Source organism: Bradyrhizobium sp. BR 10261, from assembly GCF_019455395.1.
GTDB lineage: Bacteria > Pseudomonadota > Alphaproteobacteria > Rhizobiales > Xanthobacteraceae > Bradyrhizobium > Bradyrhizobium manausense.
In genome coordinates, this window is record NZ_JACOFQ010000009.1 from 18,183 (window position 1) to 39,862 (window position 21,680).

General features: G+C 64.7%; 20 protein-coding genes. 12 read left to right on the forward strand and 8 right to left on the reverse strand.

The features are described 5' to 3' along the window. Positions 1–20: 20 nt before the first annotated feature. From HYH07_RS12315 to HYH07_RS12350, 8 genes are all read left to right on the forward strand, one after another. A complete protein-coding gene (locus tag HYH07_RS12315) occupies positions 21–971 on the forward strand; it encodes an ABC transporter permease (protein WP_220002742.1) in 951 nt (316 codons plus the stop codon). Further along, a complete protein-coding gene (locus tag HYH07_RS12320) occupies positions 968–1,861 on the forward strand; it encodes an ABC transporter permease (RefSeq protein ID WP_220002743.1) in 894 nt (297 codons plus the stop codon). The genes HYH07_RS12315 and HYH07_RS12320 overlap by 4 nt, the downstream gene beginning before the upstream one ends. A 2-nt stretch (positions 1,862–1,863) precedes the next feature. Further along, positions 1,864–2,871 (forward strand): ABC transporter ATP-binding protein, encoded by a 1,008-nt coding sequence (locus HYH07_RS12325; RefSeq protein ID WP_409363891.1) that lies wholly within the window; start codon positions 1,864–1,866, stop codon positions 2,869–2,871. Continuing rightward, positions 2,868–3,872 (forward strand): ABC transporter ATP-binding protein, encoded by a 1,005-nt coding sequence (locus HYH07_RS12330; protein ID WP_220002745.1) that lies wholly within the window; start codon positions 2,868–2,870, stop codon positions 3,870–3,872. Before HYH07_RS12325 ends, HYH07_RS12330 begins: the two co-directional genes overlap by 4 nt. A 58-nt stretch (positions 3,873–3,930) precedes the next feature. Next, positions 3,931–5,424, forward strand: a complete 1,494-nt coding sequence (locus tag HYH07_RS12335) for an ABC transporter substrate-binding protein (protein ID WP_220002746.1) — start codon at positions 3,931–3,933, stop codon at positions 5,422–5,424. Between the two features lie 467 nt (positions 5,425–5,891). Beyond that, entirely contained in the window at positions 5,892–6,977 is a 1,086-nt protein-coding gene (locus HYH07_RS12340) for a cytochrome-c peroxidase (RefSeq protein ID WP_220002747.1), read from the forward strand. Positions 6,978–6,995: 18 nt separating this feature from the next. Next, positions 6,996–7,316 (forward strand): plastocyanin/azurin family copper-binding protein, encoded by a 321-nt coding sequence (locus HYH07_RS12345; RefSeq protein WP_057758913.1) that lies wholly within the window; start codon positions 6,996–6,998, stop codon positions 7,314–7,316. A 72-nt stretch (positions 7,317–7,388) separates the two neighbouring features. Beyond that, positions 7,389–9,047, forward strand: a complete 1,659-nt coding sequence (locus HYH07_RS12350) for a methyl-accepting chemotaxis protein (protein ID WP_220002748.1) — start codon at positions 7,389–7,391, stop codon at positions 9,045–9,047. 319 nt (positions 9,048–9,366) lie between these two features. Here the strand turns inward: HYH07_RS12350 and HYH07_RS12355 are convergent, their stop codons facing one another. Together HYH07_RS12355 and HYH07_RS12360 are read right to left on the reverse strand one after the other, a co-directional pair. Next, positions 9,367–10,134 carry an RICIN domain-containing protein gene (locus HYH07_RS12355; RefSeq protein WP_220002749.1) on the reverse strand — a complete coding sequence of 256 codons (768 nt, stop codon included), beginning with the start codon at positions 10,132–10,134 and terminating at the stop codon, positions 9,367–9,369. A 178-nt stretch (positions 10,135–10,312) separates the two neighbouring features. Then, positions 10,313–10,546, reverse strand: a complete 234-nt coding sequence (locus HYH07_RS12360; protein WP_220002750.1) for a hypothetical protein — start codon at positions 10,544–10,546, stop codon at positions 10,313–10,315. A gap of 78 nt (positions 10,547–10,624) precedes the next feature. Between HYH07_RS12360 and HYH07_RS12365 the strand changes: the two genes are divergently transcribed. Both HYH07_RS12365 and HYH07_RS12370 read left to right on the forward strand, forming a co-directional pair. After that, on the forward strand, positions 10,625–10,945 hold the full coding sequence (locus HYH07_RS12365; protein WP_220002751.1) for a hypothetical protein: 321 nt from the start codon (positions 10,625–10,627) through the stop codon (positions 10,943–10,945). Positions 10,946–10,957: 12 nt separating this feature from the next. Then, positions 10,958–11,584, forward strand: coding sequence for a hypothetical protein (locus tag HYH07_RS12370; RefSeq protein WP_220002752.1), 627 nt, complete (start codon positions 10,958–10,960; stop codon positions 11,582–11,584). A gap of 106 nt (positions 11,585–11,690) precedes the next feature. On the opposite strand, the gene HYH07_RS12375 is transcribed toward HYH07_RS12370, so the two are convergent. Then, the gene (locus HYH07_RS12375) at positions 11,691–12,890 is read right to left on the reverse strand and encodes a hypothetical protein (protein ID WP_228749462.1); all 1,200 of its coding nucleotides are present in this window, start codon (positions 12,888–12,890) and stop codon (positions 11,691–11,693) included. Positions 12,891–13,082: 192 nt separating this feature from the next. On the opposite strand from HYH07_RS12375, the gene HYH07_RS12380 reads away from it, so the two are divergent. Continuing rightward, the gene (locus HYH07_RS12380) at positions 13,083–14,525 is read left to right on the forward strand and encodes a tetratricopeptide repeat protein (protein ID WP_220002753.1); all 1,443 of its coding nucleotides are present in this window, start codon (positions 13,083–13,085) and stop codon (positions 14,523–14,525) included. A 131-nt stretch (positions 14,526–14,656) separates the two neighbouring features. On the opposite strand, the gene HYH07_RS12385 is transcribed toward HYH07_RS12380, so the two are convergent. Next, entirely contained in the window at positions 14,657–15,277 is a 621-nt protein-coding gene (locus HYH07_RS12385; RefSeq protein ID WP_220002754.1) for an alpha/beta hydrolase, read from the reverse strand. After that, positions 15,274–16,212 carry a ring-cleaving dioxygenase gene (locus tag HYH07_RS12390; RefSeq protein WP_220002755.1) on the reverse strand — a complete coding sequence of 313 codons (939 nt, stop codon included), beginning with the start codon at positions 16,210–16,212 and terminating at the stop codon, positions 15,274–15,276. Before HYH07_RS12390 ends, HYH07_RS12385 begins: the two co-directional genes overlap by 4 nt. A gap of 122 nt (positions 16,213–16,334) precedes the next feature. Here HYH07_RS12390 and HYH07_RS12395 point away from each other — a divergent pair, with 122 nt between their 5' ends. Then, a complete protein-coding gene (locus HYH07_RS12395; RefSeq protein WP_220002756.1) occupies positions 16,335–17,219 on the forward strand; it encodes a LysR family transcriptional regulator in 885 nt (294 codons plus the stop codon). On the opposite strand, the gene HYH07_RS12400 is transcribed toward HYH07_RS12395, so the two are convergent. The 3 genes from HYH07_RS12400 to bluB form a co-directional block, all read right to left on the reverse strand. Then, complete coding sequence (locus HYH07_RS12400) at positions 17,185–19,881, reverse strand: hybrid sensor histidine kinase/response regulator (protein WP_220002757.1); 2,697 nt, start codon at positions 19,879–19,881, stop codon at positions 17,185–17,187. The genes HYH07_RS12395 and HYH07_RS12400 overlap by 35 nt on opposite strands. Further along, the gene (locus HYH07_RS12405) at positions 19,878–20,921 is read right to left on the reverse strand and encodes an ABC transporter substrate-binding protein (RefSeq protein ID WP_220002758.1); all 1,044 of its coding nucleotides are present in this window, start codon (positions 20,919–20,921) and stop codon (positions 19,878–19,880) included. The genes HYH07_RS12400 and HYH07_RS12405 overlap by 4 nt, the downstream gene beginning before the upstream one ends. 123 nt (positions 20,922–21,044) lie before the next feature. After that, positions 21,045–21,677, reverse strand: a complete 633-nt coding sequence (gene bluB / locus HYH07_RS12410) for a 5,6-dimethylbenzimidazole synthase (RefSeq protein ID WP_220002759.1) — start codon at positions 21,675–21,677, stop codon at positions 21,045–21,047. Between the last annotated feature and the right edge of the window lie 3 nt (positions 21,678–21,680).

Genomic DNA, 21,680 nt, shown 5'->3' on the forward strand with positions numbered 1-21,680 from the left:
AGGCCTGAGCCCGACCGCGCATGAGCGTATTTGTCCTCCGACGTGTCCTGACATTGCTGGCGACGCTGGTCGGCGCATCCGTGATCATTTTCCTGGTGCTGGACGCGCTGCCGGGCAATGCCGCGCAGATGCTGATGGGGGCTGACGCCTCGCCTGACGCGGTCCGCGCGCTCACGATCAAGCTCGGGCTCGACCAGCCGCTGGCGATCCGCTACCTGCAATGGATCAAGGGGCTCGTCGTCGGCGATCTCGGCAATTCCTATGTCTATGGCACGCCAGTTGCGAGCCTGATCGCAGAGCGGCTGGTGCTGACCATCCCGCTTGCGATTATCTCGATGCTGATCACGGTGGTGCTGGCGCTCTCGGCCGGCATCTACACCGCGGCCAACCACAACAAGCTCGGCGACGTCGGCGTGATGTCGCTGACGCAAGTGGGCATCGCGTTGCCGAACTTCTGGTTTGCCATTCTCCTGGTTCTGCTGTTCGCGGTGCGGCTGCAATGGCTTTCCGCAGGCGGCTTCGCCGGCTGGGATGACGGCATCTGGCTGGGCGTCAAATCGTTGCTGCTGCCGTCGATCTCGCTCGCTGTCGTGCAGGCCGCGATCCTCGCCCGCGTGACACGGTCAGCCGTGCTCGAAGTGCTGCGCGAAGATTTTGTCCGCACGGCGCGCGCGAAGGGGCTCGGCAAGCGCGAGGTGCTGTGGAGCCACGTGCTGCGTAATGCCATGATCCCGGTGATGACGGTGATGGGCCTGCAATTTGCCAACCTGCTGGCCGGCACCATCGTGATTGAGAACGTGTTCTATCTGCCCGGCCTCGGCCGGCTGATCTTCCAGTCGATCGCCAACCGCGACCTCATCGTGGTGCGCAATTGCGTGATGCTGCTGGCGGCCATGGTGGTCATCGTCAATTTCGTGGTCGATGTGCTCTATGCCTTCATCGATCCCCGTATCAAGGTGCACGACCTGTGAGCGCGCAGCTTTCCACGCCGGCTGACGCGCCGGTCGCAAGGCGCCCCTTGCCGGCGCGCACATTCTGGGGCCGCGCTGTCCGCCATCGCAGTTTTGTGCTGGGTGGCCTGCTCAGCCTGCTGGTGGTCGCCTCGGCGCTGCTCTCGCTGGTGTGGACGCCGTGGTCTCCGTACGAGATCGATATCGCCGCGAAACTCCGGCCGCCGTCGGCGGCGCACTGGCTCGGCACCGATTCCTTCGGCCGCGACATCGTCTCGCTGCTGCTCGCTGGCGCGCGCTCGACCATCCTGGTCGGCGTTATCGCGGTCAGCATCGGTCTTTCCTTCGGCGTCTGCCTCGGCCTGATCGCTTCGGCCAAGCGCGGCTGGACCGAAGAGATCATCATGCGCTTCTCCGATTTCACCTTTGCCTTTCCGGCCGTGCTGTCGGCGATCATGCTAGCCGCGGTGGCAGGACCGGGCATGGTGACCTCGATCATCGCGATCGGCATCTTCCAGATCCCGACCTTGACCCGGCTGACACGCGGCTCGGCCAATGCGATCTGGGCGCGAGAATTCGTGCTGGCCGCGCGTGCCTCGGGCAAAGGCGCGTTCCGTATCACGATCGAGCACGTGCTGCCGAACATCCTGTCGATCCTGATCGTGCAGGCCACCATCCAGTTCGCGCTGGCGATCCTCGCTGAAGCCGCGCTGTCCTATCTTGGCCTCGGCACGCAGCCGCCGCAGCCGTCCTGGGGCCGCATGCTGAACGATGCACAGACCATGCTGTTCCAGTCACCGATGCTCGCGGTCTATCCGGGCGCGGCGATCGCAATCGCGGTGCTCGGCCTCAATTTGCTCGGTGACGGCTTGCGCGATCTGCTCGATCCCCGTCTGGCGCGGGAGCGATGACGATGGCTGATTCCGCAATCCTGATCGAGGTCGACAATCTCGGCGTGCGCCTCAACACCAGCCGCGGCCCGGCGCAGGCCGTGCGCGGCGTCAGTTTAGCGTTGAAGCGCGGCGAGACGCTCGGGCTCGTCGGCGAATCCGGTTGCGGCAAGTCGGTCACGGCGCTGTCGCTGATGGGATTGCTGCCTGATAGTGCCGTCGTCACCGGCAGCATCAAGCTTGATGGTGCCGAGCTCGCGCGGCTGCCTGACGCGGACTACTGCAAGCTGCGCGGCAATCGCATCAGCATGATCTTCCAGGAGCCGATGACGGCGCTGAACCCGATGCACACGATCGGGCACCAGGTCGCAGAACCCCTGCAGCGCCACAAGAGATACTCCGCTGCACAGGCGCGCAAGGAAGCGATCGCATTGCTCGACCGTGTCGGGCTGCCCGATCCCGCCAAGCGTATCGATGCCTATCCGCACCAATTCTCCGGCGGCCAGCGCCAGCGCGTCACCATTGCGATGGCGCTCGCCTGCGAGCCGGACCTGTTGATCGCGGATGAGCCGACCACGGCGCTCGACGTCACCATCCAGGGCCAGATCCTCGACCTCATCGCCGATCTTGTCGAGGAGCGCGGCATGTCGATGATCCTGATCTCGCACGATCTCGGCGTCATCGCCGAGAACGTGCAGCGCATGATGGTGATGTATGGCGGCACGGTCGTCGAGAGCGGGCCGACCGACGAGGTGTTCCGCCGGATGGGGCATCCCTATACGCAGGGCCTGTTCCGCGCCCGCCCAAAACTCGGCGCGCGTAAGGGGACGCGGCTGACGACGATCTCGGGCACGGTGCCGGAGCTCGCCGATCTGCCCTCCGGCTGCACTTTTGCCGATCGATGTCCGCTGGTGATCGAACGATGTCGCTCTGCGCTGCCGCCGATGGTGGAGGTCGGGGCCGGCCACAATGTCCGCTGCATCAGAACCGACGTTTCGATGGCCGCGAATGTCGGGGCGCTGTCCGCATGACCGCAGCGCCGCTTCTCGACGTCAAGGATCTCGAGCAGCGTTACACGCTGCCGCGCGAAAGCCTGTTCCGTCCGCCCGGCGAGGTGCGCGCGCTCAACGGCGTCAGCCTGCAGGTCCAGGGCGGCAAAAGCCTCGGCATCGTCGGCGAATCCGGCTCGGGCAAATCCACGTTTGCGCGCGTCGTGATGGCGCTGGAGCGGCCGGCGGCAGGGCAGGTCAGGCTGCTCGGCCGCGATCTCAACCGCATCTCTCCTGATGAGCTGCGCCGTGCGCGGCGCGATTTCCAGATGGTATTTCAGGACCCGTACGGTTCGCTCGACCCACGCCAAACCATTGCCCGCATCGTCGCCGAGCCGCTCACCGTGCTTGACGATGCCGACCGGACCGCCTTCCGTGCCCGCGTCGCGACGGTGCTGAAGCAGGTCGGATTGCGCGAAGCGGACATGGACAAATATCCGCACGAATTCTCCGGCGGTCAGCGCCAGCGCATCGCGATTGCGCGTGCGCTGATCACCCAGCCAAAGCTGATCGTTGCGGACGAGCCGGTCTCCGCGCTCGACGTCTCGGTGCAGGCCCAGGTCCTCAACCTGATGCAGGACCTGCAGGAGCAGTTCGGCCTCAGCTACATCCTGATCAGCCACGACCTCGCGGTCGTCGATTATCTCTGCGACGAGGTCGCGGTGATGTATCTCGGTCGGGTGGTCGAGCAGGGGCGCCCCGAAGATCTGTTCGAGCGCTGCGCCCATCCCTACACGCGGGCGCTGCTGGACGCCGTGCCGCGGGCGCGGGCCGGGGGCGGCCGGCGCCGGCGCGGGGCCCAGGCGATCGCATCGCAATCGGCGGCGGCGACCGGATGCCCCTACGCGGCGCGCTGTCCGCTCGCCGACCAGCATTGCCGCGAGGTTCCGCCCTTGCTACGCAGGGTGGGCGAGGGACATCTCGCCGCCTGCCACAAGGCGGAGGCCGTGATGGCATTGCCGCAGGCCGCCCGGGAAGGTTAGTGTCGGCTGCGGAATTGGCGTAGTCTCGGAAGGACAGAAGAAGGCCGGGGAGTTGGGCATGTTGAAGAAGCTAACGATCATCGCTTTTGCCGCCGCATTGGCCGCGGCGCCGCTGCCGGTGCTGGCGCAGAGCAAGAAGGACAGCGTCGTCATGGGCATGACGCTGGAACCGCCGGGGCTAGACCCGACCAACGCGGCCGCCGCCGCGATCGCGGAGGTCACGCTCTACAACATCTACGAGACCCTGACCAAGATCAACGAGGACGGCTCGGTCTCGCCGCTGCTCGCCGAGAGCTGGACCGCATCGCCTGACCTGAAGACCTACACGTTCAAGCTGCGCAAGGGCGTCAAATTCCAGAACGGCGAAGCCTTCGATTCCGCCGCGGTGAAATTCTCCTACGAGCGCAACGCGGCCGCGAACAGCACCAACAAGGACAAGAGCCTGTTCCAGGCGTTCGAGAAGGTCGATGCGCCCGACGCCGACACGATCGTGCTCACGCTGAAATATCCCGAGCCGAACCTGCCGTTCCTGCTGGGCCAGGCGAGCGGCTCCATCGTCGAGCCGAAGAGCGCGCCGACCAACGTGACGCAGCCGGTCGGCACCGGGCCGTATCAGCTGGGCGCCTGGGTCAAGGGCTCCTCGCTCACGCTGAATAAATGGCCCGACTATCGCAACGCCTCCGCGATCAAGCTGTCCAAGGTGACGATCCGCTTCATCGGCGATCCCGCGGCGCAGATCGCGGCGCTGCTGTCCGGCGACGTCGATGCGTTTCCGCGCGTCACCACCCGCGGCGTCGCGCAGTTCAAGAACGACCCGCGCTTCACCGTGCTGGTCGGCGGCTCCAAGGCCAAGACCATTGTCGCCATCAACGAAAAGAAGAAGCCGCTCGACGATGTCAGGGTGCGCCGGGCCATCCTCGCCGCCATCGACCGCAAGGCATTGATCGACGGCGCCGTCGAAGGTTTCGGTACGCCGATCGGCAGCTTCTACACGCCGGGTTCGCTCGGCTATGTCGACACGACAGGCATCAACCCCTACGACCCCGAGAAGGCCAAGAAGCTGCTGGCCGAGGCCGGCGTCACCACGCCGCTCGAGATCAGTCTGAAGCTGCCGCCGCCGCCTTACGCGCGGCAGGGCGGCGAGATCCTGGCGGCCCAGCTCGCCAAGGTCGGCATCACCGCCAAGATCGAGAACGTCGAATGGGCGCAGTGGCTGTCGCAGGTGTTCGCACCCAACGGTCCGCACAATTACGACCTCACCATCGTCAGCCATGTCGAGCCGTTCGACCTCGTCAAGCTCACCGAGCCGGACTACTATCTCGGCTACAACAACGAAGCCTTCAACGCGCTCTACAAGCAGATCGTCTCGACGCCTGACGAAGCCGGCCGCGCCAAGCTGCTGGGCGATGCCCAGAAGATGCTGGCGACCGACGCCGTGGCCGGCTTCCTGTTCCAGCCGCAATGGCCGACGGTCATCAACAAGAAGCTGAAAGGCGTCTGGAAGGAAGTTCCGCAGTTCGAGAACGACTTCTCGGCCTGGTCCTGGGAGTAGGGACCGCGTCATCAGTCGAAACTGTCGCCGTCTGCAAAGGCCTCTTCCCCACCGGGAAGAGGCTTTCGTTTGGCCTCCCCAAACCATGATCTGAAAACAACCCCATGCACCGTAGCGATGGGCTTGAACGGCCTGGCAAAAATTTCTGACTTGACGAAATCGCTTGCTCCGTCGGGCAAAACACCAGCATAATGCGATAATCGGAAATTCAGAACTGCGGATCGACTCAACAAATGTTGGTCGCGTTCAGCTCGCCACTAACATTTGTTGGTGGCGCCGCAACTCTTCGTTGATTGCCGATTCTTCCCGCACTTCACGATTGCTGAAATTTCGAAAATCGATAGCGGAACAAGTTGCTCAGTACGATCTGCTTAACGATTTGCCGCTATTTTCATCACGTACTCATCGTGCGTTGCATAAAATTTTTTCGGTGTCGCAAATGACATCCGGCTGGGGGAAACATTCGCATGCCGACGCAGGGCTCTCATCGCTCGCGACTGCTCGTTGCGACGATCGCATCCGCCGCACTCGGCGTTCTCGGTTCCGCGACGATCGGTTTTGGCGCCGCCGTGGTCGGCGAAAGCCGGAAGGTCGAGATCACGCAAAATGGACCTGGCGGTGTCGATGCGCTCAAGGCGCTGTATCGCAGGCCGGCGACGATCCCGTTCCCCAAGGACAATCCGTTCACGCCTGAGAAGGCGGCTCTCGGCAAGAAGCTCTATTTCGACACGCGTCTCTCGGTAACGTCAGCGCAGTCCTGCGCGAGCTGCCATAGCCCGGGTTTCGGCTGGGGTGACGGGCTTGCGGTCGGTGTCGGTCACGGCATGGCCAAGCTCGGCCGTCGTTCGCCGACGGTTGTCAACGCGGCCTGGAGCGCGATCTACATGTGGGATGGCCGTCTGCCGACGCTTGAAGACCAGGCGCTCGGCCCGATCCAGTCGCCCGGCGAGATGAACATGAAGCTCGACCAGCTCATGACGCGGCTCGCAACGATTCCCGAATACAAGCCCATGTTCGACGCAGCCTTTCCGGGCGAGGGCATGAAGCCGAAGACGCTGGCGCAGGCCATCGCGACCTATGAGCGTACGGTCGTTTCGGAACGGGCACCGTTCGACGCCTGGATCGACGGCAACGAGAAGGCGATCTCCGAGGAAGCCAAGCGCGGCTTCGTCGTATTCAACGGCAAGGCGCAATGCGCGGCCTGCCACGAGGGTTGGAACTTCACCAACGAGGGCTTTCAGGACATCGGCCTGCCGAGCAAGGATATCGGTCGCGGTGAATACCTGCCTGGCGTCATCAAGATGCAGCACGCGTTCAAGACGCCGGGCCTGCGCGAGATCACCCGTCGCAGCCCCTATATGCATGACGGCTCGCTCCCCACGCTGGAAGCGGTCATCGACCATTACGACCATGCCGGCGTCGATCGGCCCAGCCGGTCCGATCTCATGCGTCCGCTCGACCTGTCCGCGCAGGACAAGGCCGACCTCGTCGCATTCCTCAAGACCTTGACCAGCGAGCTCGGCCCGACCGCCGTGCCGGTTCTCCCACGCTAACCCACGAAGGTTCCTCACATGCGCACCATCGCTCTCTTCACCTGCGTCATCGTTGCCGGCTTTTCGGTCGGCGCCTATGCCGCGACCGAAATCGTCCATCAGCAAGGCCGCGCCTTCTCCGCCGAGAGCATCACGATCAAGAAGGGTGCGGCCGTCACTTTCCTGAATGACGACACGGTGCCGCACAACATCATGTCTGCCAGCAAGGGCAACGAGTTCAATCTGGGATCGCAGGCGCCGGGCACCTCGACGGACGTGTCCTTCAAGGAGCCGGGCGATGTGCAGGTGATCTGCGCCATTCATCCGCGCATGAAGATGATGGTCAAGGTGACAGACTAGGATTTCATCTTCGCGCAAACCGCGACCCACTTCGCGCGAAAATGCTCTAATCGAAGCGCCGGAGATTTGACGATGTCCATACGCTACAAGATTTTCGGTGCCTTCAGTGTCGTGCTTCTCCTGGCCTGCGGCATCGCCTTCTACGGCATTCGCGCCATCGGAAACTCCGGGGACCTGGTGGTCCGTCTCTATGACGGTCCATTGATGGGGATCAACCACGCGCGCTCCGCTCACGCGGCGCTGCACGAGGCGCGCCTGCTGCTCCAGCGCGCCCTTGTCGCCGGCAGCTCCAGCGAAATCGTCGCAAAGTTCGAGTCGCTGATCCACGACAGTGCCGAGGACCTGAAGGTGGTGCGTGAGCGTGCCGCAACGCCGAGCGTTGCGACCGCGCGCGAGAAGGCCGAAAAAGAGCTCAAGGAGTGGTCGACCGCCGCGCTCAGGATCCTGAAGCCGTCGCCCGGTGGCGCGACGGAGATCCCGACCAGCTTCCTGCTCGCCCAGCAAGGCGACCGGCTGATGGCGTCGATCGACGATCTCGTCGAGCTCGTTGCGGCGTACGGATATGAATATCGCATGGCGGCAGAGAAGGATGTGGAGGCGGCCCGCACCACGATGCTGACGGTCGCAGTCGGAACTGTCGCGATCGGGCTGCTGATCGCGCTTGCATTCTCGTACTCGATGAGCCGGCCGATCTCCGCGGCGGTGCGGGTTGCCGAACGCGTCGCCGCCGGTAATTTCACCGACGACATCGCGGTGCGTCGCAGCGATGAGCTCGGTCGCCTGTTGAAGTCGCTCGCGCTCATGCAGGCGAGCCTGAAGACCCGCGCCGATGACGATCACGCGCTGATCGCGGCCAAGGACCAGAGCAGTGCAGAGCAGGCCGTTCACCGCCAGCGCCTGGAAGCCGAGATCGATGCCTTCCGGTCCGCCTTCAGCGAGGTCATGAGCAACACCGCGCGCATGACCGGCGAGCTGACGGACACGGCACAGGGCCTCGCCTCCGCCGCACGCAATGCGGGCTCGCAATCGAACGAGGCGGCCTCGACGGCGAAGGAGACGTCGGCGAACGTCCAGACCGTGGCATCAGCCGCAAGCCAGCTCGGCCAGTCCGTCCAGGCGATCACGTCGCAACTGGCCGATGCGACCGCCATCGTACAGCGCGCATCCGGTATGGCGGAGGCGGCCAACCAGACCATCGGCAGGCTCGCCAGTGCCGCCCAGCAGATCGACGAGGTGGTCGGCTTCATCAGGACCATTGCCGGCCAGACCAACCTGCTCGCGCTCAATGCCACGATCGAAGCGGCGCGCGCTGGCGAAGCGGGCAGGGGCTTTGCAGTGGTTGCCTCGGAAGTGAAGGCGCTGGCGACGCAGACGGCCAAGGCGACCGAGGAGATTTCGAGCCAGATCGCCGAGGTGCAGTCGGCGACGCGCCAGGCGGTCGACAATGTCGGCGCCATCGCGTCGATCATCGGCGATATCGACGGCTTTACAGGGCGGATCGCGGCCGCGGTCAGCCAGCAAAACGCGGCGGCCGGCGAGATCTCCCGGAATATCGGGCAGGCCGCCTCCGGCACGGTGCAGGTCGCGCGCAGCATCGCCGGCACGGCCGAGGCGACCGACAACGCCAATCGCACCGCCGAGGTTGTTCTTGCCACGGCGCAGGACCTCTCCAGCCAGGCCACGCAGCTGCGTTCGTCGGTGGATCGCTTCCTGTCGAACGTGGCGGCGTAGGCGGGCGTTGGAGTCCGGTTCGAGCGGCGTCTGCGAACATCTTCGGAGGCAGAGCGATCTCATCTGGCTGTTGAGCGACCTGTGCGCGCCCGGTCCTTCGAGACGACCGCTTCCAGCGGTCTCCTCAGGATGAGGCTAAATGGCTTCAGCGCCCGCTGATACTGCTGCCACACACTCCGCCCTCATCCTGAGGGCCCGCCAACGGCGGGCGTCTCGAACGATGTGCCGCAGGGAAGCCGCTCTCATATGCGGTTGCCCTGCTCTTGGCCTTTTGACTGAAGCAGACTTGCTCTGATCGGCCCGGGGCGCGGACAGGGCTCTACAGCAACGCCGGTTGGCTCCAGCTTTGCTGGATTGTGTGGTTGCAGTCCCAAAGCTGCACGATGCCGCCGTCCCGATGCAGCATCGATGCATTGACGTCGAGACACTTGCCGCCGCCATTGCGCAGTTCCGGCCCTTCCTGCCGCCAGTTCTGCTGCGCGCTATGATTGCAATCCCAAACCTGTATTCTGCCGCCGTTATTGTGGATTTCCGCCAGATCTGCATCGAGGCACTTTCCAGCAAGGCTGACGATACGCCCGCCATCGATCGTCCACAGTTGCTGGTCCGAGCCGTTGCAAGTCCACACCTGCACGCGCCCACCGTTCACGTGCTGGTTCGGCGCATCGACGTCGAGGCAGAGTCCGCCGCCGCTTTTGATCGGCATGGGAATAGGGCCAGCGCAGGGATGGCGCGGGTCGCCGCATGATGCTTCGTCCCAGCTTGTGCATGTCGAGCTGCCGGCAAAGTTATTGTCGCAGCCTTGGACGGAAACCGAATAGACGACGCCAGGCTGGTAAGGGGTGAGGTAAACAAAGGTCTTGTCACCATCGCGCTCGACTTGCGTTTCGCCCCCGCCGTTCGCCGACCAGCGGATGTTGAAGTGATCGAAGCCTGTTGTTCCCCAGTGCGCCACGATATGCCCGCCCTCGACCGTGATTGTTGTCCCCATATTGACATCTTCGAATGCCGAAGCCGCATTGGGCGACAGCCACGCGAGCATCAGGCTGAGCATCCCGAGGACGAAACAAGGGTATTTGCTTTGCATCGAGCGTTCACTCCTGTTTCCGAAGGCGCAGCTCTCCGCGTGCGCGGAGCCATTGTGCGGGACGAAGGGAGGACATAAGTCGCTCCCACTCAGCCCGAGCGGAGCTCCGCCAATGCGGCAACCCCCAGATGTGCCTGAGCAACATACATCCGCCGCCTCGCGAGGTCTGTGAACGCATTCACACCGAGATGGCCGAGAGCGTGCACTGTCCAAAAGTGAACACATGTTCGAAGGTCCGCTCAGGCGGCCAAGGCGAATCGCCGAGGTTCAGTCGGCGACGCGCAAGGCGGTCGACAACGTCGGCGCCATCGCATCGATCATCGGCGACACCGGGCGGAACGCGGCCATTGGTTTTCGCCAACAAGTTCCAGATCAGTTCAAGCTGACCTAAAGCGGCAGCATACTGCGGCACTCCGCGTCTCCGCGCATTAGCAACCAATTCGAATCTCATGTGTTGTCGCCGGCACAATCACTTGCAGGAGACAAAAACATGTCACGTACAACTTTGCTGGCCGCAACCTTGTTGCTGCTGGCGTCGGCGCCCGTGGGCGCCCAGTCGCAGCCGGCGCAGAGCGGGCCGGGCAACAACGCCGTCAACAGCTCCGATAAGAACAATTCGAATGCGCCGGTCGCGGGCCGCAACAGCTTCACCGAGGGCCAGGCGAAATCACGGATCGAGGACGCGGGATATTCCAACGTCTCCTCCCTGCAGAAGGACGACCAAGGCGTCTGGCGCGGCAAGGCCGACAAGGGCGGCACCAAGACCGACGTCAGCGTCGACTTCCAGGGCAACGTCAATCCCACGAAATAAGGAGCAGATAGCATGACCACCACCATCTCTCGTCTCTACGATAATTATTCCGATGCCGAGCGGGCCGTCACCCGGCTCGAGAGCGCCGGCGTGCCGCACTCCGACATCAGCATCGTCGCCAACAATTCCGACAATTGGTTCGGTGCACAGCGCGGCAAAGTCGACCGTGACCGCGACGGCGTCGACGATCGCGCCGAAGGGGCGGGCACGGGTGCCGGTATCGGCGCCGGCATCGGCGGCGCGGCGGGCCTTCTTGCTGGCCTGGGTCTATTGGCCATTCCGGGTCTGGGGCCGGTCGTTGCTGCTGGATGGCTCGCCTCTACCGCTGCCGGCGCGGCCGCTGGCGCCGCCACAGGCGGTATCGTCGGTGCACTCACCCAAGCGGGCGTCTCGAAGGAAGACGCTTCGCGCTATGCGGAAGGCGTTCGCCGTGGTGGCACGCTCGTCACAGCGAAGGTGCCCGACAACGACCGCGTCCGTCTCGACGCCCTTCTCCATGAGAGGTCCGTCAACCTTCAGGAGCGCAGTTCCGCGTGGCGGAAGGCCGGCTGGAGCGATTTCGATGCCGCAAGCCCGCCGTTGTCTCCGGAGGACATCGGCCGGGAGCGCGAACTGTACGGCGCGGGTGCACGGCGATAGGCCCTGCGGAGTCGGCAAGACAAAGGCCTCGCGCTGCGAGGCCTTTTTTGTGGAGCAATGGCGTAAAACCAATCAAAGGCCGAGACGACAAGCGCCGCGGTCTGAACTACGGAAGTCCAGATGTCGCCGTAAAGGGATTGAATCCACGTTCCGCCAGGGCAGCCCACGAAGCTGCGCCAAGATGAGGCAATCGGAAATAGAGTCGTGGCTTGGCCGGATCGGTATCCAGCATGAACCCTGTCGGTAGTGCGCGGACATCAGTGGCGTAGAACCCGCCATCCGGCGACCTCTGGGATTCGATGACTGCGACCAACGATTTTGCCTCCGCAGTCCTGCCGAGCAATTTCAGCAAGAGAGCCATTTGGCTGGTCCCTTCGGTCCACACACCGTCTCGGTCCTCACCGTAGGAAAAGCCCTTGTCGACACTCATTCGCCGTTCGGCGGTCGTAATGGCCGATGCAAATTTCGTGGCCGCTCCTGATAGCGCCGTTAACGGCCAGACCTGAGCATCAAGGGCCAACATCGGATTGCGCGCGACGCCGTCTTCGGCGGTGCCTGCGGCGAAACAGGCGCATGCCGGATCCCACATCGTATCGACAAAGCGCTCAGCAGATGTTGCCATATCACGCCAGCGCAAATCGCCGGTGCGGGTTGCAAGAAGGCCAAACGCGGCGGCGAGGTCGGTATTGTGCTCGGTCGATTTCCATGTCCGCAACTCGGGCGTCGGCTCGTGACCAAACGTACCGCCCGTAAAGCCGCCGGTGCCTCGCGCGTCGGCCCATTGCGCGACCCAGCCGCCAAGCCGTGCCGCACCATCGCGGAACCGAGAGCCGGTGTTCACATCGTCAATCGACAGCAACGCCAACATGGCCCATGCCATGTTGCCGATATCGCTGCCCACCTGATAGCGATCTTCCAACCACTTGTTCTGCGTGTTGTCCCACCAACCCGGAAGTTTGGCGGGGCCACTGGCCACCACACCCGCGGCGTATGCGTTCCGGAGCCGCCCATCATGCCAGGTGCGGTCGTTGTCGATGGCCCAAAGAATCGCCGAGCCAATTCGAGACGCCTTGTCTCGCTCGCCGCAACCGACCAAGGCGATGGCGGCTACCGCATTGTCATAGAGGTAGGCGGCGCCATGGAGAGGCCCCGATTCAACGGTCGGATAGCTGGGCAGGAACAACGGCCCTGATGGCGATGCCTTGTCGAGCAAACCAGCGAGGTATCCGCATGCAGACGTTTCTGGTGTTGCCAGAGCCCGGAGTGGAGTGGCAACCGCAATGAAAGTCGTGACGATCCATACCAAGCTTGCTATTCGGCCCACTTGCTGTTCTCCGGGTGGACAATAGTCCTATCTATACCCCCCGGACGATGACTTGAAGTGACCCTGAGCCGACGTCACAGGGAGCCGCATTAACCTCATTCGCGCCAAGCCGCTAAACTCTTACTAACTCGTGTTGCCTAGCTTATCCATCCCGGGAACAGGAGCACGCGCGGAATGGGCTTGGATGCCATGTTCGACGATTGCGCAGCCGCGCTGGAGTTGGGTCTCCGCGAAGCGCGCACCGGCAATCCGAAGATGATCGACGTCTTCGACGCCATCCTGACCCAGCTCGATGCGCGCGACGATGCCAACGCCCGCGAAATGAAAGCCGCTGCGCATTTTGCGGCGGCAACATGCCACGCCGCGTGCGGCCAAACCGGGGCGATGGGAAAGCGCGCCGCCAAGGCCATGGCGGTCCTCAAGAGCCTCGGCGAACCGAGCCGGACGCTGGCGAGCGTCGATGTGATCGCAGACGCGCTCATGGACCGTAACGAACATCGCCGAGCCCTGCCTTATTGCCAGCAAGCCGTCACTCTGACCCGTCGCGATCCCGTGGCGGTGCGGGGTCGGCTTTGGCGCGCCGGTCGCTGCCTCGTGCGTCTCGGCTTCTCGGCCGACGCGGCGGTCGTGCTGCGCGAGGCGATTGACCTGATCCGCGGCTCGGGCCCGGACCTGCTGCTCGCTCACGCTTTGCTCGATCTCGGCAACGCCACAATCAGGTCCCACCCAGACGACGCATCGCAGGCGTTCCGCGAGGCCGCCGACATCTTCGCTGCGAAAGATCACAGCAACCAGGCCGCGACCGCATGGCTCAACCTCGGCGTGCTGGCGAGCCGGGCGAACCGGCTCGAAGAGGCGCTCGCATGGTATGAAAAAGTGCGCGAGGCGCGCGAGTGCGACCCGCAAACGACGACGACGCAGCGGGGCAACCTGCACAACAACATCGCCAACGTCTATCGCCGCCAACGCGATTTCCTGCGCGCCCGGACTGAGGCCGACCGCGCGGTCGACATCCTGACCCCGGTCGGCGGCGAGTTTCTCGCCCACGCCCTTGGCACCCAGGGTGAAATCCGCCGCGATGGGGGCGAGAAGGAGGCCGCGCTGGAATGGTTCGGCCGCGCCCGCGCCGTCATGGAGGCGCTTCCAAACGTCAACAGAGAGAAGCTTGCCGAAAAGCTGAGCAACGAGGCCGACGCGCTCGCGGCCTTGGACCGCGCCGCCGAGGCCGACGCGCTGCGCGCACGCGCCGCTGCCTTGCTCCAGACCAAGGCGCCGCCGACGCCGCGCGCGGCCCCGAAACCGGCCAAGCGCAAGACCAACGGCACCGTGCTCGTCACGCTGGACGGCATCGGCCTTCCCGCCGAGGTCTATGCACAATGCGATCTGCACACCCTTGAGATCAGGCTCGAACGCCGGCTCGACGAGACCGATGCGGGCGAGCTCGACGGTCACGAGCACGGTCCGGAAAATGTGCAGCTGTTCCTTTATGGCGCAAACGCCCGCGCACTCTTTGAGGCGATCCGCCCGGTTCTGACGGACTATCCGCTCTGCCGAGGCGCTGAAATCGAATTGCGCCAGGGCCGCAAGGTTGAGCGCTTTCCTTTAAGCGCAGCCTGACCTTGGCGCTGTCGATTTTGTCGATTTCCGGCTCTATGGCGGCCGCGCCGATGCCAACCGACGCCTGCGCTTCGTTCGCGACGAGAGGTGAAGCGGCGCAGCGTCCGAAGGCGATGCGCCGCTTGTTTCGTTTATGCCACCTTCGCCTCGAGGCTGCCGACCCAGTTGCGGGCGAGGGTCACGTCGGCTTGCGACAGTTGATGGCCCGCCGGCAAAACCTTGTGGTCGACACGCGCGCCTGCGTCCGACAGCAGTGCCGCAAGCCTGACCGAATTGCTCGACGGTACGATCGGGTCAGCCTGACCCGATAGCAGTAGCACCGGCTTGCCGTTGAGCTCGGCTTCAGGCGGATCCGACAGCGGCACCATCGCGCGCAGCAGCACTGCGCCTGCCAGCACGTCCGGCTTCAGCAGCAACAGCGCGGCGGCGATGTTGGCGCCGTTGGAGAAGCCGACCGCGACGGGCGCGGCGATGCCATACTGCTTCCGCGCCTTCGCGACGAAATCACCGAGCTCGAGCGCGCGACGACGCACATCGTCCTCGTCGAACACGCCTTCGGCAAGGCGGCGGAAGAAGCGCGGCATGCCGTGCTCGAGCACGCGGCCGCGCGGCGAGAGCAGGGCCGAGCCTGGCGAGATCATCTGGCCGAGCCCGAGCAGGTCGTTCTCGTCGCCGCCGGTGCCGTGCAGCAGCAGCAGGGGTGGGAGGTGCGCGCTGGCCGCGGGCTCGAAGCGATGGATGAACTCGGTCATGATGCGGTCGCTTCCAGGCTGGGCAGCACGCCCTCGATCTGCTTGCGATGCCGTTCGAGGAAGCTAGGCAGCTTCAGGTCGCGTCCGAGGCTCGCCACCGGCTCGTCCACGGCGAAGCCCGGGATATCGGTTGCGATCTCGAACAGCACGCCGCCGGGCTCGCGGAAATAGATCGAGCGGAAGTAGTTGCGATCGCGCTGCTCGGTCGGATGCAGGCCGTGATTGCTCACGAGCTTTTGCGCCATCCTGCCCTGCTCGGCATCATCTGCCGCGCGAAAGGCGATGTGGTGGACCGAGCCGCCGCCCTGATGGCCGCGCAGAAAGCCCTTGGCCTCATAGATGTCGACGACGCTGCCCTCGGCATCGCCAGGCGCCTTGAAGCGGATCACCGAGCCTTCGCGCCCCGTTTCCTTGAAGCCGAACACGTCGGTGAGCACCGCAGCCGTCTTCGCCGCGCTGTCGAGCAGCAGGGTCACGCCGTGGAAGCCGCGGATCGCGTGTTCGGCCGGCACGTCGCCATTGCTCCAGCCGGGCTCGTTCTCGGCGCCGGGGACGCCGACCAGGGCAAGCGCCATGCCGTCAGGATCGGTGAACGGCAGCACGGATTCGCCAAAGCGCTTTTCCAGCGCCTCATAGGCGATGCCCTTCTCGATGAAGCGCTGCGTCCAGTAGCCGAGCGAGCGCTGCGGCACGCGGAAGGCGGTCTGATGGGTCTCCCCGACGCCGCGGCGGCCCTGCGACACGCCGGCCCAGGGGAAGAAGGTCAGGATGGTGCCGGGGCGGCCGGTCTCGTCGCCATAGTAGAAATGATAGGTGCCGGGGTCGTCGAAATTTACCGTCTTCTTGACGAAGCGCAGGCCAAGATCCCGGGTGTAAAAGCCGAAATTGCGGATGGGGTCGCCGGCAATCGCGGTGACGTGGTGCAGTCCAGACATTGTCGTCCTCCTCTAGTAGGGAGCACTCTTGCTCTGGGCGGAAATATCATTCCGCTTTGGATTGGAGACAATCCATGCAAATATGACGGCTATGTCTACGATTTGGAAACAATGGCGGGCCCTTGGATAAGGTCGCCAGCCTCCGCGCCTTCGTGAAGGTGGTCGAAAGCGGCAGCTTTGCCGAGGCGGGCCGGCAGCTGCGGCTGTCGCGCTCGGCGATCAGCAAATACATCGCCGACCTCGAGGAGAGCCTCGGCGTCCAACTCCTGAACCGAACCACGCGGCACGCCAGCCCGACCGAGAACGGCCAGCGCTATTTCGAGCGCGCCGTCGTCATCCTCTCCGAGATCGAAGCGGCCGACCAGGCGGTGACGCAGGCCCAGTCGGCGCCACGGGGCCTGCTCCGCGTCAACGCGCCGATGTCGTTCGGAACGATGCGGCTCGGGCCTGTGCTCGCGGATTTCATGCAAGCGTTCCCGGAGCTTCAGCTCCAGATCGTGCTCAGCGACGATCTGCTCGATCCCGTCCAGGACGGCTTTGACGTGACACTGCGGATCGCCGACCTGGAATCGTCGAGCCTGATCGCGCGAAAGATCATGCCGGTGCCGCGCATGATCTGCGCTTCGCCTGAATATCTCGCGCAACACGGCACGCCAAAACATCCGCAGGACCTGCGCGCGCATGCCTCGCTCACCTACGGCTTCCTGCTGACCGGCAATCAATGGAAGCTGTCAGGCGCCGATGGCGACCACTGGATCCAGCCGGACTGGTCGCTCTGCGTCAACAACGCCGAGGTGCTGCGCGACGCCGCGATCAAGGGCAGGGGCCTCGCGCTGCTGCCCGAGTTCATCGCCGCGGAGGCGCTGCGGAAGGGCGAGCTGCGAACGGTGCTAACAGACTATTCCGCGCCGCCGCTCGCGCTCTATGCGGTCTATCCGCCGACGCGGCATCTGTCGGTGAAGGTGCGGCTGTTCATTGATTTTCTGGTGGAGCGGTTTGGGGCGTGAGCATATTGTCCAGCGCGCTGATCGACGCGTCGCGAAGGGCGGCGAGCTCGCGCGCCGCATCCCGGCACGCCTCTGGTGACATCAAGGGCGCTGCCTCCTCGATCTCGCGGCAGTGCTCGAACAGGCTGATAAGGCCGAGCGCGCTTGCGGCGCTGCCGAGCTGGTGCGCGGATCGGGCCAGCTGCCTGGCATCGCCGGACGCGACCGCCGCGGTGATGTCGGCGATCAGCTTTTCGCTGGTCTCTCTCAGCAGATGATGCAGCTTTGCGATCTGGCTGCTGCCGAGCAGCTCCTTCTGGTCCTCGAGAAAGTGCCGGTCGATCAAGGCGCCTGATGCGAGCGGCGCGCCGGTCGCGCCGCGCGCGGGCTCGTCCTCGATCGCTTCGCGGAGCGCGCCGATCAGGATCGGCTTGCTGACGACCTTGCTGATCCCGGCGCTTGCGAGCCGCTCGCGGGTGCTGCGCGAGGCGTCGGCGGTCACGACGATGATCCGCGGCATCGGCCGCAAGGGGAGCTGCCGGATGCGCGTGGCCGTCTCCACGCCGTCCATGTCGGGCATGTGCAGGTCCATCAGGACGACGTCGAACGGCTGGCCTCCGGCGAGTGCGACTGCGGCCGTGCCACTGCTTGCGATCGCGGCGCGGTGGCCGAGCCTGATCAAAATCGCTTCGCCGACCTCGCAATTGATGGGGTCGTCGTCGACCAGCAGCACGCGGAGCGGTCGCGATTGCGGCGGCAGCGTGCCTTGCGCAATGCCGCTGGCGGCCTTGCCGAGCGGGACGACAAGCGTAAACACGCTGCCGTGACCCGGCGTGCTCTCCACCGTCAGATCGCCGCGCATCAGCCGGGTCAGTCGGCGGGCGATGGCGAGCCCGAGGCCGGTCCCGCCGAACCGCCGTGCGATGCTGTCGTCGGCCTGCACGAAGTCCTCGAAAATCCGTTCGTGCATGTCGGGCGCAATGCCGATGCCGGTGTCACGAACGACGGCGCGCAGCAGCGCATGGTCGTCACGCCGCTCGATCGTCGCATGCACGGATACCCCGCCTCTCGGGGTGAACTTGATGGCGTTGCCGATCAGATTGAGCAGGATTCGGTTGAGACGCACGGGATCGCCGTGGACTGACGTGCTGATTGATGGATCGCAGGCGAGGTCGAAGAAGAGGCCCTTGCCGAATGCCTGCGGACGCATCAGATCAGCCGCCGTCTCGATCAGCTGGTCGAGGCGGAAGTCGCGCGTCTCCAGGGCCTCGGTGCTGGCCTCCAGGCGGGCATATTCCAGAATGGCGTCCACCAGCGCGATCAGTGTTTCGCCCGACGCGGCCGCGGTCGCGAGGTGGCGGCGCTGAACCTCGCTGAGCCTGCCGTCGTCGAGCAGCTGCAGCACGCCCATGACCCCGTTGAGCGGCGTGCGCAGCTCGTGGCTGACAACGGCGAGGAAGCGCGATTTGGTTTCGTTGGCCGCAACCGCGATGCTGCGCGCCCGCTCGGCCGCGTCGTGCTCGGCCAGCGCGTGATCGCGCGCTTTCTCGAGCTCGGAGGTGCGTTCGATCACCTTGTGCTCGAGCGTGGCGTAGGATTCGCGCAAATGCGCGGCCATGCGGTTGAACTGGTCGCCCAGCGCCTCGAGCTCGTCGCCGGTCTTGATGGCGAGCCGCTGTCCGAGATCGCCGCTGCCGATCCGCCGTGCCCCCTGGGTCAGCATCTGGATCGGCACCGCCATGCGCCGGCTGAGCCAGAGCGACACCAGGGCGGCGGAGGCCAGCAGGACGATCAGCAGGAACGTCGACCGTCCGACCGAGGCGTAGATCGGCGCGTAGGCTTCGCTGAGCGGGAGTTCGACGAACACCAGCCAGCCGAGCGAAGGGACCGTCGCATAGGTCGAAAGCACGCGCTGACCGGCAAAATCCTCCTTGATCAGCCCGCCCGAGGGTGGCCCGACGCCGTCGAGCCCGGCGCGCACGTCAGGATGGCTGGAGAGATCGCTGCGGCGAAGCGCCGGCCACAGATCGGGATGCGCGATCAGCACACCCAGCCGATCGACGACATAGGCCTTGCCGGTGTTGCCCACCCTGATCCCGGCGACGAGGTCCCAAATGAAGCGCAGATTGACCTCGGCGATGACCACGTTGGGTGAGCCGCCGCTGCCGCGCGTGGCGAGCGTCATGAAGGGCTCGGTGTCGCCGAAGAAATAGACCGGCCCGTAATAGGCCCGGCCTTCATTGGCGCCGCGGAAGGCGGCAGAGGAGGACTGGTCGATGTTGCTGCCAATCCGGTCCGCGATGCGGCGCGACACGCGCACCTGTTCGCGGCCGCTCGAATCGAGCTCGGTCAATTCCGCAATCGCGGGCGAGAGGCGCAGCAGCCTGATGGCATTCAGACGCACGTCTTCATTGGTCGAAAGCTCCGGGGGCAGGTGCGACAGCCATCTGACCTGGGTCTCGATCTGGCTGATGAACTGGCCGATCTGGATTGCCGCGCTCGCAGCCTGCTCGCGCTGGGTTGCCGCGAGCAGCTGCTTCTGCTCGTGATAGGAGAACCAGACGTCGAAGCTGGTGTTGATGGCGAGCGCGGCAAAGGCAAGCGCGACGATCGAGTAGAGGTATTTGCGGAACAGCCGTCCGGGAGGCGTCCGCAAAGGTCCCTGGTCGACATGTTCATTCACTCGCGAATCTCGTCGGCGCGCGCCAGCAGCGTGTAGGGAATCTTCAATCCGAGCGCGCTGGCGACGGTGCGGTTGATCAGCAGCTCGTATTTGCGCGGCGATTGAACCGGCAGGTCGCCGGCCTTGGTGCCGCGGAGGATGAGATCGACATAATCGGCCGAGCGCACCTCCAGCGTCGGCCCGTAGCTCATCAGCCCGCCCGAATCCATGAAGTAGTGGAACGGATAGATCATCGGCACGCGATATCTCGCGGCCGTCTCGACCACCGCTTTCCGGTTGACCACGAGAAAGCTGTCGACAAGGGAGATCATGGCCGCCTTCGGAGGATCAGCGAAGCGGCCGATCGCGCCATCGATCTCGGCGACTGCGCCGATGGGTGCAAGCTCCACCGCGACGCCTGATGTCGCGGCTTCCTGCTCGAACGAATCAAGGTAATAGCGGCCGGCGCGAGGGGTGCTGGCCGGGTTGAACAGGGCGCCGATGCGCTGGACGTCAGGTACGGCCTCCTTGATCAGCTGAAGCCATTTGCCGCCCATCTCGGGGGTGCTGCTGGTGAAGCCGGTGACATTGCCGCCGGGATGGGCAAGGCTTTCGACGAAGCCATTGCCGACGGGATCGTTGGAGGTCGCGAAAACGATCGGGACCGTCTTGGTGGCCGCCAGGACGGCCGCGGTCTCGACAGTCGAGCCGGTCAGGATGACATCCGGCTTGAGATCGATGAGCTCCGCGATCGCCGTCTGCAACTTGTCGGGCCCGCCGAATGTCGAGCGGACCTCGAGACGATAATTGACCCCTTCGACCCAGCCGCGTTGTCGCAAGCCCGCGATCAGCGCACCGAGGCGAGAGTTCGAACTCTCGCTCATGTTGCGTCGGGTCAGCTCGTCATCGAGCGCCAGAGCGGTGATCGAGGCGACGATTCGCATGCGATCCGACGTTGCGTCGAGCGCAAACAAACCTGCGATAGTTGCTCCCGCAAGCCGAATGACATCGCGGCGGGCGACCGCCGGCATGACGCGGGCAGGAGCAGGCCGCTCGCTCATGAAATGTTTCGCCAGAGTTGTCCCCGGGGAATTGCATAACGCGAAAGGGCGGCAACCACAATTGATGAAAAAACGCGCTTGTGAATGTTCGTTCGCAGCGGTCCCGGTGAATAGAGCGGGCTGCTACCGCCGCAGCGTGAACTCGCTCGCGTCCCGCCGGTGCTCCCACTTCGCCTGCTCGAGCTCGGGCTGGTCGCATTCCGCCTCGGGATAGCCGATACAGAGATAGGCGATGAACTTCCAGGAAGCGGGCACGTCGAGCAGGCCGTGGATACGCTGCGGGCTGAGGATGGAGACCCAGCCGAGCCCGATACCTTCGGCGCGCGCGGCGAGCCACATCGCGGTGATGGCCGCCACCACGGAATATTCTGTCGTTTCCGGCATGGTGGCGCGGCCGAGGCCGTGGCCGGTGTCGCTGGCCTTGTCGGCGAAGATTGCAAGGTGGCAAGGAGCCTGTTCGAGGCCCGAGAGCTTGAGCGTGGCATAGCGCGCGGCGCGCTCGCCGGAATAGCAGTTGAGTGCATCGGCGTTACACGTCTTGAAATCGTCGATCACGGCGCGGCGCCGCTCGGGATCATCGACGATGACGAAGCGCCAGGGCTGGCTCAGGCCGACAGAGGGCGACAGGCAAGCCGTCTCGATCAGCCGCTCCATCGCGCCGTCGGGCAGTGCTGTGGTGCGAAAGCGGCGCACGTCGCGGCGCCAAACGAACAACTCGCGCAATTGCCGGCGGAAGGTGTCGTCAAACTCGACCATGAT

Excerpts from the sequence above, each read along its gene's own strand:
- HYH07_RS12315 (WP_220002742.1), top strand. The coding sequence starts at position 21 with ATGAGCGTATTTGTCCTCCGACGTGTCCTGACATTGCTGGCGACGCTG.
- HYH07_RS12325 (WP_409363891.1), top strand. The coding sequence starts at position 1,864 with ATGGCTGATTCCGCAATCCTGATCGAGGTCGACAATCTCGGCGTGCGC.
- HYH07_RS12330 (WP_220002745.1), top strand. The coding sequence starts at position 2,868 with ATGACCGCAGCGCCGCTTCTCGACGTCAAGGATCTCGAGCAGCGTTAC.
- HYH07_RS12335 (WP_220002746.1), top strand. The coding sequence starts at position 3,931 with ATGTTGAAGAAGCTAACGATCATCGCTTTTGCCGCCGCATTGGCCGCG.
- HYH07_RS12340 (WP_220002747.1), top strand. The coding sequence starts at position 5,892 with ATGCCGACGCAGGGCTCTCATCGCTCGCGACTGCTCGTTGCGACGATC.
- HYH07_RS12345 (WP_057758913.1), top strand. The coding sequence starts at position 6,996 with ATGCGCACCATCGCTCTCTTCACCTGCGTCATCGTTGCCGGCTTTTCG.
- HYH07_RS12350 (WP_220002748.1), top strand. The coding sequence starts at position 7,389 with ATGTCCATACGCTACAAGATTTTCGGTGCCTTCAGTGTCGTGCTTCTC.
- HYH07_RS12355 (WP_220002749.1), bottom strand. The coding sequence starts at position 10,134 with ATGCAAAGCAAATACCCTTGTTTCGTCCTCGGGATGCTCAGCCTGATG.
- HYH07_RS12365 (WP_220002751.1), top strand. The coding sequence starts at position 10,625 with ATGTCACGTACAACTTTGCTGGCCGCAACCTTGTTGCTGCTGGCGTCG.
- HYH07_RS12370 (WP_220002752.1), top strand. The coding sequence starts at position 10,958 with ATGACCACCACCATCTCTCGTCTCTACGATAATTATTCCGATGCCGAG.
- HYH07_RS12380 (WP_220002753.1), top strand. The coding sequence starts at position 13,083 with ATGGGCTTGGATGCCATGTTCGACGATTGCGCAGCCGCGCTGGAGTTG.
- HYH07_RS12385 (WP_220002754.1), bottom strand. The coding sequence starts at position 15,277 with ATGACCGAGTTCATCCATCGCTTCGAGCCCGCGGCCAGCGCGCACCTC.
- HYH07_RS12390 (WP_220002755.1), bottom strand. The coding sequence starts at position 16,212 with ATGTCTGGACTGCACCACGTCACCGCGATTGCCGGCGACCCCATCCGC.
- HYH07_RS12405 (WP_220002758.1), bottom strand. The coding sequence starts at position 20,921 with ATGAGCGAGCGGCCTGCTCCTGCCCGCGTCATGCCGGCGGTCGCCCGC.
- bluB (WP_220002759.1), bottom strand. The coding sequence starts at position 21,677 with ATGGTCGAGTTTGACGACACCTTCCGCCGGCAATTGCGCGAGTTGTTC.